Origin of the sequence: Kineothrix sp. IPX-CK, assembly GCF_039134705.1 — a bacterium.
GTDB lineage: Bacteria > Bacillota > Clostridia > Lachnospirales > Lachnospiraceae > Kineothrix > Kineothrix sedimenti.
This window is the reverse complement of record NZ_CP146256.1, coordinates 4,690,214-4,709,217: the sequence shown is the minus strand read 5'-3', so window position 1 is coordinate 4,709,217 and position 19,004 is coordinate 4,690,214. Positions and strand designations below refer to the sequence as shown.

12 protein-coding genes and 1 pseudogene are annotated in these 19,004 nt (G+C 43.3%); 11 read left to right on the top strand and 2 right to left on the bottom strand.

What is annotated here, in order from left to right; genetic code table 11:
* The first annotated feature begins 140 nt into the window (after positions 1-140).
* The 7 genes from V6984_RS22190 (at position 141) to V6984_RS22160 (ending at position 9,848) form a co-directional block, all read left to right on the top strand.
* Entirely contained in the window at positions 141-1,355 is a 1,215-nt protein-coding gene (locus V6984_RS22190; RefSeq protein WP_342757769.1) for an enolase C-terminal domain-like protein, read from the top strand.
* 122 nt (positions 1,356-1,477) lie between these two features.
* Positions 1,478-3,187 (top strand): sensor histidine kinase, encoded by a 1,710-nt coding sequence (locus tag V6984_RS22185; RefSeq protein WP_342757768.1) that lies wholly within the window; start codon positions 1,478-1,480, stop codon positions 3,185-3,187.
* Entirely contained in the window at positions 3,184-4,785 is a 1,602-nt protein-coding gene (locus V6984_RS22180; RefSeq protein ID WP_342757767.1) for a response regulator transcription factor, read from the top strand. Before V6984_RS22185 ends, V6984_RS22180 begins: the two co-directional genes overlap by 4 nt.
* Positions 4,786-4,933: 148 nt before the next feature.
* On the top strand, positions 4,934-6,472 hold the full coding sequence (locus V6984_RS22175) for an ABC transporter substrate-binding protein (RefSeq protein ID WP_342757766.1): 1,539 nt from the start codon (positions 4,934-4,936) through the stop codon (positions 6,470-6,472).
* A gap of 115 nt (positions 6,473-6,587) precedes the next feature.
* Positions 6,588-7,523, top strand: coding sequence for an ABC transporter permease (locus tag V6984_RS22170; protein WP_342757765.1), 936 nt, complete (start codon positions 6,588-6,590; stop codon positions 7,521-7,523).
* Between the two features lie 12 nt (positions 7,524-7,535).
* Positions 7,536-8,414 (top strand): carbohydrate ABC transporter permease, encoded by an 879-nt coding sequence (locus V6984_RS22165; protein ID WP_342757764.1) that lies wholly within the window; start codon positions 7,536-7,538, stop codon positions 8,412-8,414.
* Positions 8,415-8,453: 39 nt separating this feature from the next.
* On the top strand, positions 8,454-9,848 hold the full coding sequence (locus tag V6984_RS22160) for a GH1 family beta-glucosidase (RefSeq protein WP_342757763.1): 1,395 nt from the start codon (positions 8,454-8,456) through the stop codon (positions 9,846-9,848).
* A gap of 7 nt (positions 9,849-9,855) precedes the next feature.
* On the opposite strand, the gene V6984_RS22155 is transcribed toward V6984_RS22160, so the two are convergent.
* Positions 9,856-10,092 (bottom strand): TetR-like C-terminal domain-containing protein, encoded by a 237-nt coding sequence (locus V6984_RS22155; RefSeq protein WP_342757762.1) that lies wholly within the window; start codon positions 10,090-10,092, stop codon positions 9,856-9,858.
* Between the two features lie 249 nt (positions 10,093-10,341).
* On the opposite strand from V6984_RS22155, the gene V6984_RS22150 reads away from it, so the two are divergent.
* Positions 10,342-11,277 carry a hypothetical protein gene (locus tag V6984_RS22150; protein WP_342757761.1) on the top strand — a complete coding sequence of 312 codons (936 nt, stop codon included), beginning with the start codon at positions 10,342-10,344 and terminating at the stop codon, positions 11,275-11,277.
* Between the two features lie 74 nt (positions 11,278-11,351).
* On the top strand, positions 11,352-13,520 hold the full coding sequence (locus tag V6984_RS22145; RefSeq protein WP_342757760.1) for a hypothetical protein: 2,169 nt from the start codon (positions 11,352-11,354) through the stop codon (positions 13,518-13,520).
* An 8-nt stretch (positions 13,521-13,528) separates the two neighbouring features.
* Here V6984_RS22145 and V6984_RS22140 read toward each other — a convergent pair whose 3' ends face one another.
* Positions 13,529-14,089 (bottom strand): TetR-like C-terminal domain-containing protein, encoded by a 561-nt coding sequence (locus V6984_RS22140; protein ID WP_342757759.1) that lies wholly within the window; start codon positions 14,087-14,089, stop codon positions 13,529-13,531.
* A 287-nt stretch (positions 14,090-14,376) separates the two neighbouring features.
* Between V6984_RS22140 and V6984_RS22135 the strand changes: the two are divergent.
* Together V6984_RS22135 and V6984_RS22130 are read left to right on the top strand one after the other, a co-directional pair.
* Positions 14,377-15,077, top strand: a pseudogene (locus V6984_RS22135) (ABC transporter ATP-binding protein).
* A gap of 4 nt (positions 15,078-15,081) precedes the next feature.
* The gene (locus tag V6984_RS22130) at positions 15,082-18,942 is read left to right on the top strand and encodes an FtsX-like permease family protein (RefSeq protein ID WP_342757758.1); all 3,861 of its coding nucleotides are present in this window, start codon (positions 15,082-15,084) and stop codon (positions 18,940-18,942) included.
* Positions 18,943-19,004 lie beyond the last annotated feature (62 nt).

Here is a 19,004-nt window from a genome sequence, read left to right as displayed (position 1 = left end):
TGATTAAATTCTACCGACCCGGAAGAGGATAATGTCACATTTTTATTAAAATCGGTAACAATTTTAGCAGAAAACCTTTCCGCTACTTTATATAATATTTTATAAAATCATGCAGAAATTTGCGGAAAGGTGTTATGATTATGAATGATGTAAAAATTGAAGATATACAAGTCATCGTGACCGCTCCAAACAATATCAATCTGGTAGCGGTAAAGGTGGTGACCAATCAGCCGGGACTTTGCGGATATGGATGCGCAACCTTCACGTGGCGCTATAAGGCTGTGGTAACGGCTATTGAGGAATATTTGGCGCCGATGCTGAAAAATAAATCGGTCCACAACATAGAGGACATATGGCAGACGATGATGGGCAGCTCCTATTGGAGAAACGGTCCCGTTCTGAACAATGCCATATCCGGCATCGATGAGGCCCTGTGGGATATTAAGGGAAAGCTGGCAGGAATGCCTCTGTACGCTCTCCTCGGCGGCAAAACAAGAACGGGAGTGGCTCTGTACCGCCATGCGGACGGCAACTGCCTGGAGGAAGTAGAGGAATGTATCCGGCAATATATCCAGGACGGATATCGCTACATACGCTGCCATATGGGATTGTATGGGGGGAATGCCGGACAGGTGGGCCAATGGCTGTGCAAGCCCGATGACGCTCCTGAAGGCGCCTATTATCATCCGGGGCAATATACCCGTTCCGTGATTTCTTTATTTGAAAAAATACGTATCGATTTCGGAGAAGACCTGGAGCTGATGCACGATGTACATGAGAGGCTTACTTTGGCAGAAAGCATGCGGCTGGCAAAGGATCTTGAACCGTATCATCTGTTCTTTTTGGAGGATGCACTTTCGCCGGAGCAGTCGGACAGCTTTAGAATATTGAGAGAACATACCGTAACACCTCTTGCCATGGGAGAGCTTTTTACGGCGCCCAACGACTGGAAGGCTCTTGTCCAGAATCATTGGATTGATTTTATAAGAGTACATTTAAGCGATATCGGGGGTATCACTCCGGCGATAAAGCTGGCTCATTTCTGTGAAGCCTATCAGGTGAAGACAGCGTGGCATGGTCCTAATGACATGTCCCCCATAGGTGCCGCCGCAGGCATGCATATCGATACTGCAGTCACTAATTTCGGAATACAGGAATATGCCGGTTTTTCTGAAAAAGAGCGAGAGGTCTTTCCGGGCTGCCCCGAAATCAGGAGAGGCTATGCCTATGTGAGCGAAGCGCCGGGAATCGGTGTGGAAATAGATGAGAAAGCCGCGGATAAATATCCGCCTGTTTCTATGGATTTCAGCTGGCTCTACAGCCGCCTGCAGGACGGAACGGCGGTCAGACCGTAGAAGCTTCCGGTAATTACCATATAAATAACGTATATTCAAGGGGATGACTATGTTACGATAAGACATAGTCATTTTGCTGCTACTGTTCACAGCCAAATTCCCCTTTAAATTGGAGGTCAGATATGAGTAAGCTGCAATCAAAAATATTATTATGGATGTTCTTGATTATCGTGCCGCTTTTATCCGTATTATTCGCCTACAACGTATATACGCTGCGTATCCTGAACAATCAGGTCGCCTCCAATAATTTGGATATTTTATCTATTTATGAGAAGCCTGTGGCAAAGGATATCGAATATATCAGTTATTCCATGGCTAACCTATTGGCCAACGACGCGGATATGTTACAGCTGAATTATGCCACCAGCTATCTGGAGGCTTATTTGTGTTGCGATGCAATAGCCGCGGATTATCGCGCAATGGTAAATTCACAGTTAGCGGGGTTAGGTGCTTTGGGCATTAATTCTCCTTACAACGGCATTTTCAGAATGGTCTATGCGGAATCAGGAAATTACACCTATTTCGAGAAAAAGGAGCTGGAAGAAACGATTTCTTCTCAGATCCTTAATGATGCGCAGTGCAATAAAAAGGGCTGGCAGTTGATACAGCTGGAGGGAAGAAATTACTTGCTCCGGATCCTGAAAAATAATCATAATTATGCGGTAATCGTGCTGGACTTTTCCCTTATAACCACGCCCCAGCATGAAAAGGATGAAACTCTGGACGGTTATCTGGTCTATGCCAGAGAGGACAACGTGCCCTTGACCATGAACGCCTTCATGGACGAACATCAGATTCCTTTGGAGCGGACGAACAAAAACTATTATATTGCTTATGCAAACGGTGAAAAATATATGCTGGTGGAAAAGGATTTTCCCTATGCCGGCATTATGCAATATTATATAAGCCCTTATAAAGGTGCCTTTCAATATCTGGATTACGTACAAATATTGCTGCTGGTGCTGACCTTGATCATCGCGCTGGCAATCCCTTTCGGCTTCTTCTACATGAGAAGGAAGCTTTTTGATCCGTTGGAAACGCTCATTGCCACCATGAAGTCCATAGGGGAGGGACAGACGGATGCCCGGATGGAGGAGGAATACCATATCGAAGAATTTCTCCAGATGAAAAACAGCTTCAATGTTATGGTAGATAAGATCAATGAACTGAAAATCAACGCATATGAGAGGGAGATTCAGCTTAAGAACGTACAGATGCAATATCTGCAAATACAAATCAGGCCTCACTTTTTCCTAAATTGTCTCAAAAACATATATGCCTTGGCTGAACAAAAGGATTTTGAAAAAATTCAGGAAATGATTATCATTTTATCTAAGTATCTTCGCAGTATGTTCAAGAGCAATCCGGCTTTCATCACACTGGGAGAGGAAATAGAGGGTGTCAAGAACTATGTGGCATTACAGCAGATGTGTCAGTCCGAGCCTCCGGAATGCCGGATAGATATTGATGAAGGGCTGTTAGAATTTCTTATTCCTCCTTTATCGATCATTACATTTATAGAAAACTCTGTAAAGCATGGCGCTCAGTCAGATAAAAAGCTGATGCTTTCCATACGTGCCACAACACTTACGGGAGAAAAAAACTCCTATGTCTGCATTACTATTCTGGACAACGGGCCCGGCTTCGGAGAAGAACTTCCCAACCTTTTCGGGGAAGATTACGGAGCAGACGGGAAGGAACATATAGGAATCAAAAATATCGAAAAGCGTTTTGAAATGTTTTACGGCAAAGAAGGAACGATTCTTTGCAGCAATTCTAACGGTGCATGTGTGGAGCTATATATTCCGATAGAACAGGAGGAAGGAAAATGACCATTTTAATTATCGACGACCAAATCAGCGTAGTCAGCGGACTGATATTCGGTATCGACTGGAAAAAAACCGGGATACAAAAAGTACTTAAAGCTTACAGCGCTAATGAAGCGAAGGAAATTATCAAGTCCCAGAAGGTGGATATCATGCTCTGCGATATAGAAATGCCTGTAGAGAACGGTTTAAGTCTTTTTTCCTGGGTTAGAAGAAACGAGTACGATATCGAATGTATCTTTTTAACGGCACATGCTGATTTCATATATGCCAAGGAGGCTATTCAGCTTGGAAGCTTTGACTATATTCTGCAGCCGGCAAGATATGAGGAAATCGAAAAGGCTGTCGAGAAGCTCATCGGAAAAATACAAATCCGAAGAAAAAAAGAAGAAATGGCCTACTGCAGCGACCTTTTCCAAAAGCGCAGGGATATTTTACTGGACGCTGTTTTACAAAGGATGTTTTTGGAAACGGGCGACTTGCAGAAGCAGGCTTTGAACGACTTGAAAAATCTGAATATTCCTCTTGCGGAGGATGAGAAGTCCTATGTGGTATGGCTTCAGATACAAGAAGAAAATACCCAGATGAAAGAATGGGACAGCGATTTGTTAAAATATGCCATAACCAATATTCTGGAGGAGCTTTTCTATAATTACGGATACGGTGTGCTGCTGTATGCCAGGGATAGGAATGAATATATCATTTATTTTTACAGAAAGGAATCCCACTCCATTGAAAAAGAAATCGTGCTGCAGCAGCTTGCACATTTTATCGAGCTTTACAGAGAATATTATGGCTGTACCGTTAGGGGCTACATTGCAGGATGCGAAAAACTCTCTCATATAAGAATTGCCGTCGAGCAGCTAGAGATAGTTAAGCAGAAGGATGTGACAAAGGGCAACACCGTTATGGATGCAGATGACATAAAAAACAGTCCGGCAGGCTACGAACAGGTGAGAAAATACTTTGCAGCCATAGAACCCTTACTACAAAACGAATTGTATGAAAAAATCTGTGATGATGTTTTGGAAATCATAGAAAATATGGCGGAGAAAAAAGTAATCAGCTCAGAGATATTGAAATGTTTTTATCAGGATTTCCTAAGTCTGGTTTATCAGGCTGCTGCCAAATACGGAAAGACCCTCTCCGAAATGTTCGATGAAGAGGAGCAGCGTGAAAGAGCCTTAAGTGCTTACAGCTCTCTGGAAGACATGAAATGGTTCATAAAATACATTATGGCTTACTTAAACGAAATGAGCATGTCCGACGAAAAGCAGAAATCCCAGATAGATTCCATCCGGCAATACATCCGCAGCAATATGGAAATGGACATCAAGCGTACAGATATTGCGGAGCTCGTACATCTGAATCCCAACTATGTTTCCCGGCTCTTTAAGAGCGAAACGGGTATGTCCTTAAAGGAATACATCATGAGCGAAAAAATGGAACTTGCAAAGGATCTGGTGCGAAGCACCAATCTTCCCATCAGCGTGATAACCATGAAGGTTGGCTACAATAATTTCTCATATTTTGCCCAGGTCTATAAGAAAATGAATGGACTTTCCCCGTTAGAGGACAGAGAGGTAAACGGGAAAATGAGGTAAAAAAGTAACATTTCTTGCCTGAAAATGTTACTTTTTTATCATCCCCGCAGAAAAAATATCACTTTTTTAATATTAACAAGACACAAGCAAGGTGGCTGTATGAAATATACTTTTCTATAATGAAGGTATCAAACAAAGGAGGCTTGTTATGAAAGCAAAAAAAGTATTATCCGTATTATTAACTACGGCAATGCTCTGCACAGCCCTCGCCGGATGCGGTTCGGCCGCAGGCACCGACACATCAGCAGGACAAACGTCAGATAATGCGCAGGAAGCATCTGCAGGAACAGAAAATGCTGCTGCAGGCAGCAGTGAGGATCTTTATACGGTGACTATCTATGCACCCTATGAAGCCAGCACAGAGGCTTGTGCCGAAGTATCCGAAAAGGTAAGCGAGATTACGAGAGACTTGATCAACTGTAATGTGGAGCTGGTTCGCGGAGTTACCTCCGAGCAGCTGAATCTGGCTCTTACATCCGGTGAAAAGCTGGATTTATTCTACGCATTTCCATGGGAGGTAACTCTATCCAGTATGGTAGCAAGTAATGAAATTGTAGCTATGGATGACCTTCTGGCACAATACGCACCGGACATGCAGTCTTCTATTTCCGAGGATGACTGGGCTTGTACTACAGTAAACGGAAGTATCTACGGTGTTCCCATGAATAAGGATAAGGCTCAGGCAAGAGGCTTTGAAATGAACAAAGCGATTGCGGACGAGCTGGGCATCGATTACAGCAAGCCTATCACCTTCGAAGAACTCGAGGTTGCTTTACAAAAGGTAAAAGAAGCATATCCCGACATGTATCCCTGCGTTCCCAACGGCGGCAGCATGAATTTTCCTACATGGTCCGCAGATGTTATGAGCGACAGCCTCGGTGTCCTGGAAAATTGTCTGGAGGACAGCACCCAGGTCGTTAATTTATACGAAACGGAAAGCTTCAAAGAATATTGTGATATGATGTACCGCTGGGTGCAGGAAGGCTTAATGATGCCCGATGGCGCCAACACAGATGAAAGCTATGCTACTTATATCAGTTCCGGCGTAGGTTTCGGTACCTTTACGCCTATCAAAGCCGGATTTGAGGCTGAGGAAACGAGAAAATGCGGTGTAGAAATGGCTGCCGTAGAGCTTTATGCAGCTCATTCCACCACTTCTATGGTTAACGCTTGCTGGGCTATTGCCGGAAACAGCGAACAACCCGACAAAGCTATGCAAATGCTGAACCTGATGTATACGAACTCAGATGTAGCTAACCTCTTAATTAACGGTATCGAAGGCAAGAACTACAAAATTGTAGATGAATCGAATAAGATCATCAATTATGCGGATGGCATCGACTCTTCCACTACTGACTATTCCGTCGTCGGATGGGCATGGCCTAACGAGCAGATTACTTACGTTTGGGAAGGCGACGATGCGGATGTATGGAATCAGCTTGGAGAATTCAACGCTTCCGCACACTCTTCACCGGCAAAGGGCTTCCTTTTCAATAATGAAAATGTATTGAACGAAGTAACCGCATGCAACAATATAGTAGCAAAATATCAGAACGGATTGATTACAGGATGCTTAAACCCTGACGAAGCGATTCCTGAGATGACACAGGAATTGAAGGCGGCGGGAATCGATACGATTATTGCAGAGAAACAAGCACAGTTCGATGCCTGGCTGGCTGAAAAGTAAGAATAGGATAGAAAAAACGGATGAGGGTGTTCCAAAATTACATAAGTTTTCAAACTTATGGAGGGGACATCCTCTTCGTCTGTTCGAAAATCCAATATAAGAGGTACAAAATCATATGCAAACAACAAAGCGCAAAAAAATAGAATGGAAAAAAATCAAGAAATTTTTACCCCTGTATCTCATGATGCTGCCGGGAATTATTTATCTGTTCATCAATAATTATATCCCAATGTCGGGTATCGTATTAGCCTTTAAAAAGTATGATCTTAAAAAGGGCGTATATGACAGTCCGAATATAGGCTTTAAGAACTTCGAGTTCCTTTTTAAAACTAAAGACGCATGGACGATAACAAGAAATACCCTCGGTTACAATGCCGTTTTTATCATACTCGGAACAGTAGTTGCCATCCTCATTGCAATACTGCTAAATGAAATAAGAAATGAAAAGGCCAAAAAGACATATCAGACTTTGATACTCATACCCTATTTAATTTCTACGGTAGTAGTCAGCTATGTAGTATACGGCTTTTTAAATACACAGAACGGCTTTATCAACAATTCCATATTAAAACCCTTGGGCCTTGATATCATATCCTGGTATTCCGAAGAAAAATACTGGCCCTTTATATTGATATTAGTCAATTTATGGAAAGGCTTTGGTTATAACTGTATTATTTATTACGCTACTTTAATCGGTATCGACAAAGGTTATTATGAAGCCGCCATGATCGACGGAGCAAGCAGATGGCAGCAGGTGAAATATATAACTCTGCCGGGGCTGAAAACAACGATTATTACGCTGACTTTAATGGCAATCGGCAGAATCTTCTATTCTGACTTCGGACTCTTTTACCAAGTACCCATGAACAGCGGTTCCCTGATCGATGTAACCAATACGATAGATACATATGTATACCGGGGTCTGACTCAAACGAATAATATTGGCATGTCGGCGGCGGCGGGCCTATATCAATCGCTTGTAGGCTTTATTCTGGTATTGACTGCTAACTATGTAGTCAGAAAAATAAGTAAAGAAAACGCACTGTTTTAGGAGGAAAAAGATATGGTTAATCATGATAGGGGATTTCAATATGCTGTAAATACTGTTATGGTAATTTTATGCCTTGCCTGTGTCCTTCCCTTTCTTCTGCTCATCAGCTCTTCCTTGACGGCGGACGGTACACTGGTAAAATACGGATATTCCTTTTTCCCGAAAGTCTTCGATTTGTCAGCCTACAAGTATTTGGTTTTCGGCTCCAAATCCATTTTCAGAGGATATGGGATATCGATTCTGGTAACCTTTTTGGGGACCCTTACAAGCCTCGTTCTTACAACGCTGTTCGCTTATCCGTTGTCGAGAAAAAGTATGCCGGGAAGAAACATTTTTGCTTTTTTTATATTTTTTACCATGCTGTTTAACGGCGGTCTTGTACCGACCTATATCATGTGGACTCAGACCTTTCACATAAAGAACACTTTATGGGCGCTGATTGTGCCGGGCCTGCTGTTAAATGCATTCAACGTAATTATGATGCGCTCTTATTTAACGACCAACATCCCGGAGGAGGTCATAGAGGCGGCAAAAGCGGACGGAGCCGGAGAATTTCGGATCTTGCTGCAAATAGTGCTTCCCATGTCCAAGCCCATTATTGCTACCCTGACCTTGCTTATAGGTCTAAGCTACTGGAACGACTGGCTGAATGGTCTTTATTATGTTACTAATGATAAATACTTCAGCATTCAGGTATTGTTAAAGAAAATGCTGGATAATGTGGAGATGATAAAGAACGCCTCCTCCTCAGGAGCGACCACTATGCAGATGCCTTCTACTTCCATACGTATGGCGGTGGCGGTGGTCGGGGCATTACCGGTACTTTTAATCTATCCATTTTTCCAGAAGTATTTTGTAAAGGGCATCGTTATCGGAGCAGTAAAAGGATGACAAATAAGAAAAAGGAGGACGGCACTTGCCGGAAAGATTATGACATTTCCTAAAAATTTTATGTGGGGAGCCGCTACTGCGGCTTATCAGATAGAGGGGGCTTCTGCAGAGGACGGACGGGGACCTTCTATCTGGGATACTTATGACCATGACACGAGGTATGATTCCTTAAGAAAGAAAACAAATATTTTAAACAAAGAAAACGGGGAAATCGCTTGCGACCATTATCACCGGTATAAAGAAGATGTGGCGCTTATGAAGAAGATGGGTCTCAAAGCATATCGATTCTCCATCAGTTGGAGCCGGATACTGCCGGAGGGCAGAGGGAAGGTTAACGAGCAGGGAATCGCCTTTTATAACCGCTTGATCGATGAATTGCTGGCAGCCGGTATTGAGCCTTGCGTTACGCTGTTTCACTGGGACTTTCCGCAGGCACTGCAAGATATCGGCGGCTGGGCGAATCCCGCTTTGCCGGATATATTTGCGGAATATGTTCGTGTGGCCGTGGAGCGCTTTTCCGACCGCGTGAGCTATTGGATGACTTTGAACGAACCTCAATGCCACATCGTTATCGGACACATAGACGGAGAATGCGCTCCGAAGCTGCGGGTGACGGACAGACAGGCCTTTCAGCTCATCCATAACCTATTGAAAGCCCATGGTAAGGCAGTTAAAGTTATTCGCGAATATGCAAAAAAGAAGCCTTTCGTAGGCATGGCCCCCAATCCTTCTGCTTTCTATCCTGCAACAGATAATAAGGAAGATATCGCAGCAGCCGGGAAAGCAGCTTTTGCCTGCAAAGAGCGCAATTTCTGGTGCAGCGCTTTATGGCTTGATCCTGTTTTTAAAGGAGAATATCCAAAAGATGTTGTGGAAGTCTTCGGAGACGATTTTCCAAAAGAAATGATCGCTCCGGGCGATATGGAGCTGATATCACAGCCATTGGATTTCTTAGGCTGCAACTTCTATACGGGACAGGAAATACAATGCGGAAGTGACGGAGAGCCGCAGCGTACACCTCATCACCTGGGTGCGGACTTAACGGCGTTCAAGTGGGAAGTAACCCCCCGTATTCTCAGATATATGCCGGAGTTTATATATGAAAGATACCGGGTACCGATCATCATTACGGAAAACGGAGCTTCTATGGCGGATTGGGTAAGTCTTGACGGAAAAGTGCACGATCCTCTTCGGATCGATTTTCTCCAGCGCTATTTATTGGAGCTGGAAAAAGCCATAGATGCAGGAATTCCCATCCTTGGCTATTTCGCATGGTCGCTCCTCGATAACTATGAATGGTCCAACGGGTATACGGAAAGATTCGGACTCATCCACGTGGACTACACCACGCAGAAACGGACACTTAAAGATTCCGCTCTTTGGTATAAAGCTGTAATTAAAAGCTGCGGTAAGGCGATTCATGTGGTGAAATGACTGTGAGTTACCTGACTAAGCCCGCCACATTGTATATGATTTCGGCCATTTCCCCGGCCGACTTCATGGCATCGTCCTTCAGCCAATGCTGAATCAGGCCCACGCTCCCGGACACAACGAAGACAAAATAGAACTCTTTCGTTCCCATGCCGGCATTTTTGCCGGAGTCCGGAGCTATGCCGCAGAACTCATAAATCATTGCAAAGAGCTGCTTTTGAAAATTAATATCTCCCTGTTCGCTCATGAGCACCTCCTCTAACAGCTTCATCATCACACCTTGGGTATCTAATTCTCTAACATAATAAAGAAAGATAATTTCTACATTTAATGCATAATATTTGACGTTTATGCTCGAAAATGTATAATATTAAGAATATTTGTTATTATGAATAAAAGTTTTATTGGAATATAAGGGGACATAGCATCTAATAACAGTCTAATTATAGAATATAAAGCTTGATTACTCATAATTAACAGAAAGGGGAAATGTTATATGAAAAGAAAATTGTTTTTAGTTCCGATTATTGTATCGTTAATGTCAACTAGTATTACTGCTTTTGCAGAGGACGCCGCCATTCAGGAAGAAAATCTATATTATGATGAAATGAATTCGGTTTCTGTAAATGCATTGCCGTCTGATGTTCGATCCATTACAATTACTCCAGTCAGTACCCAAATTATTCCGACTACACCGTTCAAAGAAAGTTTAGTCAATAACGCAGAAGTTCTATACCGATTTAGATATAAGGTTACAGCTATAAGGTATAACAATCATAAAGTGACCAATACACCTCTCTCTGCTTTTTCGTATACCGGTCCAGTTAAAGGTAGTAAGACTACTGCTTTTGACAGTTCGGGTAACGGCTACTTAGATCTTGATATTCGTGGTCCGAAGACATTTTCTTTATATTGTAGAATGGGCTCTACGAATTCGAATACCATTACTCAAACACCAAACTTACGTTGTGACTATCAAAATAGCTTTTACTGCACAGGTTACAATATTGCTTTAGAAAGTGATTATAGTGATGCTAAGATAAATGCATCAGGGATAACCGATAGCACCTTTAGAGGAAGATTTTTAGCAGCAGTAAAACTTAACGGTTCTGGAAAAGCTGATAATGGTAAATACATCAAGTATATAGGATCAGATACATATTCTTATAGTTCCCCAATGACAGCAACCGGAACCACCCCCACCGCAGGCACAACAATTGCTGTTGATCCCTATTTCATACCAAGAGCCAAAGTGGGAGGCATTTGGAAGCGTGCAACAGTGCAAATTACAAATGTTGGGAGTCGAAGAGCAGAAGATGGCGGTAATGCTATTAATGGTTATAGAATTGATGTTTTTAGAGGGATAGGAAATTCAAGCATGAGCGGATGGACAAATGGGAATAGGGCGGTTACCTTAATAAGTGTTGGTTAAATCAATATATATGGCCTCTTTGCAGATGCAGGGAGGCTATGTTGTCCTTCTATAAATTATAATGGGGAGAATGTATGAAATATAAAAAAAGTCTTGTTGTTTTTATAATGGTTCTCATATTGCCGCTGTTCGTATCATGCGGCAATAAAGAAATAAATAAGGATGTTGCAGAAAGGAAGGGCTCTTCCGAACTGATAAGCATTGATAGTAAAAATATTTCTATTGCGGGTAATGAATACTATAGTAGAATAGATGCGAATAATGGAAACATATTATATTCTACAATGGATAAAAATCGGGAGAATTTTTATTTTTTAAAGACGGACAGTAATAACGTGCCATCCTCATTTTGTTCTTTCGATTTAGAAACGGTCGATGTATTGGATTTTGCGCTATCATCAAAGGAAGTTGCTTTTTTTCTGATACTGGAGGTTGACGGTAATAATGAAAATATCTATGTCAAAAAAATTAATTTAGATGGTACCGAAAAAACAATTAAGTGGATGAATGAATTTCATGGCGGTGATGAAGATGATTGCTATGAATGGAAGATAACTGCAAATGAAGATGACAATATATTGATATACTCTAAATTCGCTTACTGCTTTATGAATCTTGACGGGGAAGTATTGGACGAAAAAAGGTGGGCGGATGAATCGTTTTACGATGTCTGCTTTCTTGAGGATGGTTCTGCCATTGTACAGCAGTTTATAAACGGACAAAGCGAGATAGGCATTTGGGATGTACAGACAAAAGAAATGAGAAGTATCCCTGGAATTCTTCAGGATGTTTATTTTGACTTTATTTCAAATTCTAATGGTGATATATTATACCGCACAGATTCCCAGTTGTTTTCCTATTCTGTCTCTACGGGTAACATCAGGGTTATGTTGCAATGGTCGGATTATGGAATAGTTGGAGATAAGATAGGCAAGATATATTATGATGCGGACAATCGTCTTAATTGCCTCGTTCTTCAAGAGGAAAGCATTCGGAATATTTCATGGCAATCGGAAGAGTCGATAAAACAAAAGACAGAGCTTCTGCTCGGATGCTTCCATGAGAAAGCAGAGACACGCAATGCCGTGGTGCAGTTCAATAATAGTAACCCCGAATATAGAATCACCATAGTCGATTACTGGGAACAGGATAATGATACATCGGTAAATAATCTTTATTATGACTTAATCGCGGGAAAGGGGCCGGATATTCTATTGCTGGATTCGCTCTACATCGACGATTGGGTGCTAGGATCCAAAGGAGTGCTGGATAATTTGGTTCCCTATATGGAGAAAAGCGATGTGCTTCATAAGGAAGATATGGTAAACTCTGTTTACGAATCGCTTTTAAATAATGGTCAATTATATATGCTGCCGACAAACTTTACTATCGATACATTAGTAACGAAAGAAAAATGGGTGGCAGACAAAAGGGTATGGTCTACCGATGATATCATGAATATTTTGGACAACAATCCTTATCTGCTTGAGAAAACGCCTATAAGCAAGGAGATGATGCTTCAGCTTTGCATTTCCTATGGTATGGATATTGGTACGTCCAAGGAGAATCTCCGCTTAGATAAAGCAAGACTTCAGCAATATATTGAGCTTGCGGGCCGCATGCCCTCAGAGGTCTTCTATACTAGCGATACTTCTGTTCGCAGACAAGGGCAAATGTTATTTGAACCAAATTCGTTTTCCGATGTTAAAGAATACTTATATAGTAGCTATGTATGGGGCGATGATACTATATTCGCCGGCTATCCGGGGGCGGCGGGTAACGGAGCGGTAATCATACCAGATAATTGCTTTGCTATCAATGCCAAAAGCAGTTATAAAGAAAAGGCTTGGGAATTTATAGAAAGTCATTTTACGGATGAACTGCAAGGAACCATAACCCCAAGCTGGAAGTTCTCAACCTGCAATAAAATATTGAACAGACAATTGGAAGCCTCTATGAAAATTGATACTTATTTGGACGGTGAAGGAAATGAGAGGGAGGTTCCGGTAATATCCTATTTTGATGATATGGAAAATAGGGTAGTTGAAATATATGCGGCAAGAGAAGAGGATATTAAAATCATTAGAGCGCTTATCGATGGCTCTGTAATCATCAGACGGAATGTTTCTCCCTTAGTAAGCATAGTTATGGATGAAGTACCAGCTTATTTTACCGGACAGAAAACGGTAAACGAAGTAACCGATATTATAGAGAATAGGGTAAATATCTATTTAAATGAATAATCCGCCCGCTATCTGACTAAGCCCGCCACATTGTATATGATTTCGGCCATTTCCCTGGCCGACTTCATGGCATCGTCCTTCAGCCAATGCTGAATCAGGCCCACGCTCCCGGACACAACGAAGACAAAATAGAACTCTTTCGTTCCCATACCGGCATTTTTGCCGGAGTCCGGAGCTATGCCGCAAAACTCATAAATCATTGCAAAAAGCTGCTTTTGAAAATTGATATCTCCCTGTTCGCTCATGAGCACCTGAATATGATTTCTGTTGTCGATAAAATACTGAAATATCTCCTCTAAAAGCTTCATCATCACATCCTGGTCCTTTTCCCCGATAAGGTTGGAGATAGCCTCTCTTGCATAGGAAAGACATTCTTCCTCCATCTTTTGGAGCAGATCGTACTGGTCGGTATAATGCGCATAAAAAGTAGTGCGGTTAATATCCGCATTTTCACACAACTCCTTAATCGTTATTTTCGCGATGGGCTTCTGCTTCATAAGCTCCACCAGACTGTCTTGCAAAACCATTTGCGTATATCGCGTTTTCCTGCCTTGTTTCATTTTTTTCATAAATGTACTCCTTCCCCGCGGTCAATATCTCTGCCACTACCCCGGCTCGTTAAGCCGCTTCTTCCCATGCATACCCCAAAAAACTTAAATTTTAAATTTAAACCGACATTTTTATATAACTTGATTGTGAAATCAACACTTTTATATTGTTTTGTTGCAAAATCATCGTCCCGAAATCAACTGTCGGTTGCAAAATCAACACAGTGTTTATATAATGACTCTATCATAAATAACTTTGGGGGAAAAGTCAAATACAGCGGATATGCAAAAATTGAAATGGAGGACGCATGGCATATATAGAATTTAATCATGTTATTAAAGAATACGCGGCTGACGATGTCAAGATCCGGGCATTGAGCGACGCGAGCTTTTCTGTGGATAAAGGAGAACTAGCCGTCATTTTGGCGCTTCGGGCGCCGGCAAAACGACGGCTCTTAATATATTAGGAGGTATGGACACGACCTCCTCAGGCGATGTCATCGTGGACGGAGAAAATATTGCCGCCTATACCAAAAAGCAATTGGTAGGCTATCGGCGCGCAGACATCGGCTTTGTGTTCCAATTCTATAATCTGATGCCTAATTTGACAGCGCTGGAAAATGTGGAGCTTGCATCACAGATTTGTCCGAATTCCTTGAACGCTTCCGAGACTCTCGATAAAGTAGGGCTTACAGATCGCAAGAATAATTTTCCCGCACAGCTTTCAGGTGGGGAACAGCAGCGTGTGTCCATCGCCCGTGCAATTGCCAAAAATCCCAAACTTCTTTTATGCGACGAGCCTACCGGCGCGTTGGATTACAATACCGGAAAGCAAATTTTACAACTGCTTCAGGATACCTGCCGAAAGGAAAAAATCACAGTTCTCCTTATCACGCACAATTCTTCCCTGGCTCCCATGGCGGACCGGGTAATTCACTTTAAAAACGGTACGGTGGTAAAGACGGTGCAAAATGAGCATCCTATGCCCATCGAGCAGATTGAGTGGTGAAGTCATGAATCGTTCCTACAAGAAAGACACCTGGCGTTCCATGAAAAAGAACTGGAAACGCTTTTTATCCATTCTTATTATTACCATGCTTGGGGTAACGATGCTGACGGGCATTTATGCGTCTTGTCAGGATATGTATTACTCCGCGGACAAATTTTTCGACAGACAGAATCTTTTTGATATTCGCATCGTATCCACACTGGGACTCTCCGAAGAGGATGTAGATGCACTCGAGAAGGTGGATGGCGTAGCGCTCGCTGAAGGCGGATACAGCAAAACGGTCAACACCTATGTGGAGGAAATATCGAAAAGCGCCGAGATGACAGTTCTCAGCGAAAACGGGATGAACACACCTTATTTGCTGGAGGGAAAGCTTCCTGCAAATTCCGGCGAAATCGCCGTTACACAGAAATATATAGATGCTTCCGGGAAATCTATTGGAGATACCATTACTATTGCGGAAGATTCTGAGGAAGAAGATGATATAGAATCCTCTGATGAAGATAGCGTTGAAATCGCTGAAAATAATGCAGCTTCTGATGATATCGAGGATTCTACCGGCGAAGATCCCATCTCCGACGTCGACTTCGATGTGGATGAAGACATGGATATGGATTTAGAAGAAGAGGAAGATACCCCTGTCTTTGCCCATAACACCTATACAATTACCGGCATAGTCATCGACCCCATGAATATCCAGAGCGAAGGCTTCGGAACGGTATACCGTTCTGCCATGTCCGCAGACTATACTTTTTTCATTATTCCGGCCGACGCTGACATCGATATCTTCACCGCTGTTTATCTTACTCTGTCCGAAACGATCGGAATGGACAGCAATTCCGACGAATATGAAAACGCAATCCAGTCCGTTATCAACAATATTGAAGGCCGTATCAAGGAACAGCGGGAACTGGCACGCTACAATTCCGTCGTATCAGAGGCCCGTGATAAAATCGAAGATGCCGAAGATACCATGAATGAAAAATTTGCGGAGGCGGATGAAAAATTTGCGGATGCCTGGAACGATATCAACGATGGAAAACAAGAGTTAGCGGACGGTGAAAACACTCTCTCCCGGGAAGAAGCGGACGCTCTAAAGAAAATTGCGGACGCCAGGGCAGAGCTCTTAGACGGAAAGCAGGTACTGGCCGATTCCGAAGCAGAGCTTTTAGACGGTGAGGCACAGTTAGTTCAAGGCGAAGCGCAGCTGAATGCCAACGCCAAGCAAATCGAAGACGGGAAGCAGGAGCTGGCCGACGGCCGCAGACAGGCAGAAGACAAATTCGCAGAGGCCGACGAGCAGCTTAGCAGCGCCCAGAATCAATTGGATGAATCCCGCATGCAGCTGGAATCCGGCCTGGAACAAATAAAAGCCCCCTTCGGAGACGCTTGGCCTGAAAACGAATGGAATGCTCTCGTTGACGCAGCGGCAGCCTTGGCTGCCGCCGGCGCACAAGACGCTGATATCGCACAGAGCACTGCTGTCGAAAGCGCTGCTCTCCTCAGTGCGCTGCAAACCCATACAGATACCATGAATGCCGGACTGACCGCACAAATTGCACAGCTGCAGGAATCGATAAACGATATCAACGTATATATAGAAAATTTAAACCAGAGAATTGCAGATGCCACAGATCAAGGTCTCGACGAACAGATCATCGCAGACTTAACAGCTGAGAGAGAGACAAAAACAGCTGAGGCTGCACAGCTTGCTGCCGCAATCGGACAAATGCAGGCCCAGGCAGAGCAGCTGAATGCGCTGCCCGCTTCCGGTGTGCAGGCAGCTATCGGCATGGCCAAAATAAACGGAGGTCAGCAGACCTTGGACATTCAAAAAGCCTCCTTCGAGCAATCAAGAGAAAGCACCAGACAGCATTTGGATGGAATTGCATCCCAGCTGGCCGGAGCGGAGGCCCAGATAGCAGAAGGCCGTAAGACCATCGAAGAAAAGAAAGCGGAGCTCCAGGACGGCAGGAATAAAATAGAATCTGCAAAAACAGAATTGGCTGACGGTGAGGCGACACTTAATGCAGAAGAATCGGATGCGAAAAAGAAAATTGCCGACGCCAAGGAAGAGCTGGAGGAAGGAAAACTGGATCTCGCGGAAGGTGAAACGAAGCTCCTTGAAAAAGAGCAGGAATATACCGACAAAAAAACGGAGGCTAAAGAAAAAATCACCGATGCCTACGCAGAGCTCGATGATATCGACATGACTCAGTGGTATGTTCAGGACCGTATCTCCCTGGACAGCTATTCCAGCCTTCAAAACGATATGTCCTCCATAGAAGCGGTAGGAAACGTATTTCCGGTTATCTTTTTAGTGGTTGCTGCTCTCATGAGCCTTACCACCATGACGCGCATGGTAGAGGAGGAACGGGGATTGGTAGGAACCTATCAGGCATTAGGCTTTAAGAACGCCGCCGTTTATTGGAAATATCTCCTTTTTGCCCTGCTCGCCTGCTTGTTTGGAGGAATCTTGGGAGATTTAGCAGGTTTTATCCTGTTCCCGAAGTTTTTACTGTATATTCTAAAGACGCTTTATAATCTTCCTGAATATTATCTGCGTTTCGACATGCTTTACGGCATAGGAGGTGTGCTCTTATTTTTGATCGGAATCGCCGCAGCGACTGTGCTCGCCTGCCATAGTGAGCTCAACCAGACACCCGCAACGCTCATGAGACCCAAGGCTCCCAGAGCAGGCTCCCGTGTTTTCCTGGAGCGGCTGCCCTTTATCTGGAACCGTTTCAAGTTCCTGAATAAAGTCACTGTCCGCAACCTGTTCCGCTTTAAAAAACGCTTGTTTATGACGGTAGGAGGCATTATGGGCTGTACCGCCCTCGTTCTTTGCGGCTTCGCACTTAAAGATACCATCGTAAACCTGGCACCGGAACAGTATGAAGAAATCTACTGCTACGATCTAATGGCGGTAGTGGATTCAGAGGATAACGATTTTCTTATACAAAAGCTGGCAGGAGATGAGAACGTAACCGATTACCTGAATCTGCAAATCGACAGCATTAAGCTGCTTAATTCGGAGAAGGAAGCGGAAAAGGTCCAGTTAATGGTAATTCCGGACGATACCTCCATCGAAGATTATATTCATGTACAAAGTCCGGACTCCGTGCCCATTTCCATAGGCAGCGACGGCATATATGTTACGCAGAACGCCGCACAGATCTTGAATTTAAGCGAGGGGGATACCGTTTCCCTACAGAATCTTCAATTGGAGGAAAAAGAGGCCGTTATCGCCGGCATTGCAAAGAATTACTTAGGCAACAACATATATATGACCCAGTCCTACTACGAGACACTATTCGAGAAATATGCGCCCAACGGCGCGCTTGTCCATCTTTCGGAAACGTGCACTGACCACGAAGAATATGTCCAGTCACTTAGAAGCAACGACGAAATACTTACCGCTGCAAGCACTGACGGCCTTAAAGAGGATTTCGGTTTCGATTTGATCAACGCGGTTGTCCTGCTGCTCATTGTTATGGCCGGTGGCCTTGCCTTTGTAGTATTATTTACCTTATCCAACACCAATATTTCCGAGCGCGTCAGAGAGCTTGCTACCATTAAAGTATTAGGCTTTTACGATAACGAAGTGCATCAGTATGTGCATAAGGAAACCTTGATCTTAACTTTAATAGGAATTTTGGGCGGCTTGCCGTTAGGCAGATTTTTGAGCGGACTTCTTACCAGTGTGCTCCAGCTTCCTTCGGTATTCTTTGCCGTACATGTGGAACCTGCGAGCTATCTGATATCTTCCGCCATCACATTGTGCTTTGCCCTGGCCGTGAACCTGATGACTAATCGTGCCCTTAATCAGATCAATATGGTAGAGGCACTGAAAAGCGTAGATTAATAAAGATTCTTAGATTGACAAAATTTATTTTATTCATTATAATATGAATGAATATTAATTTT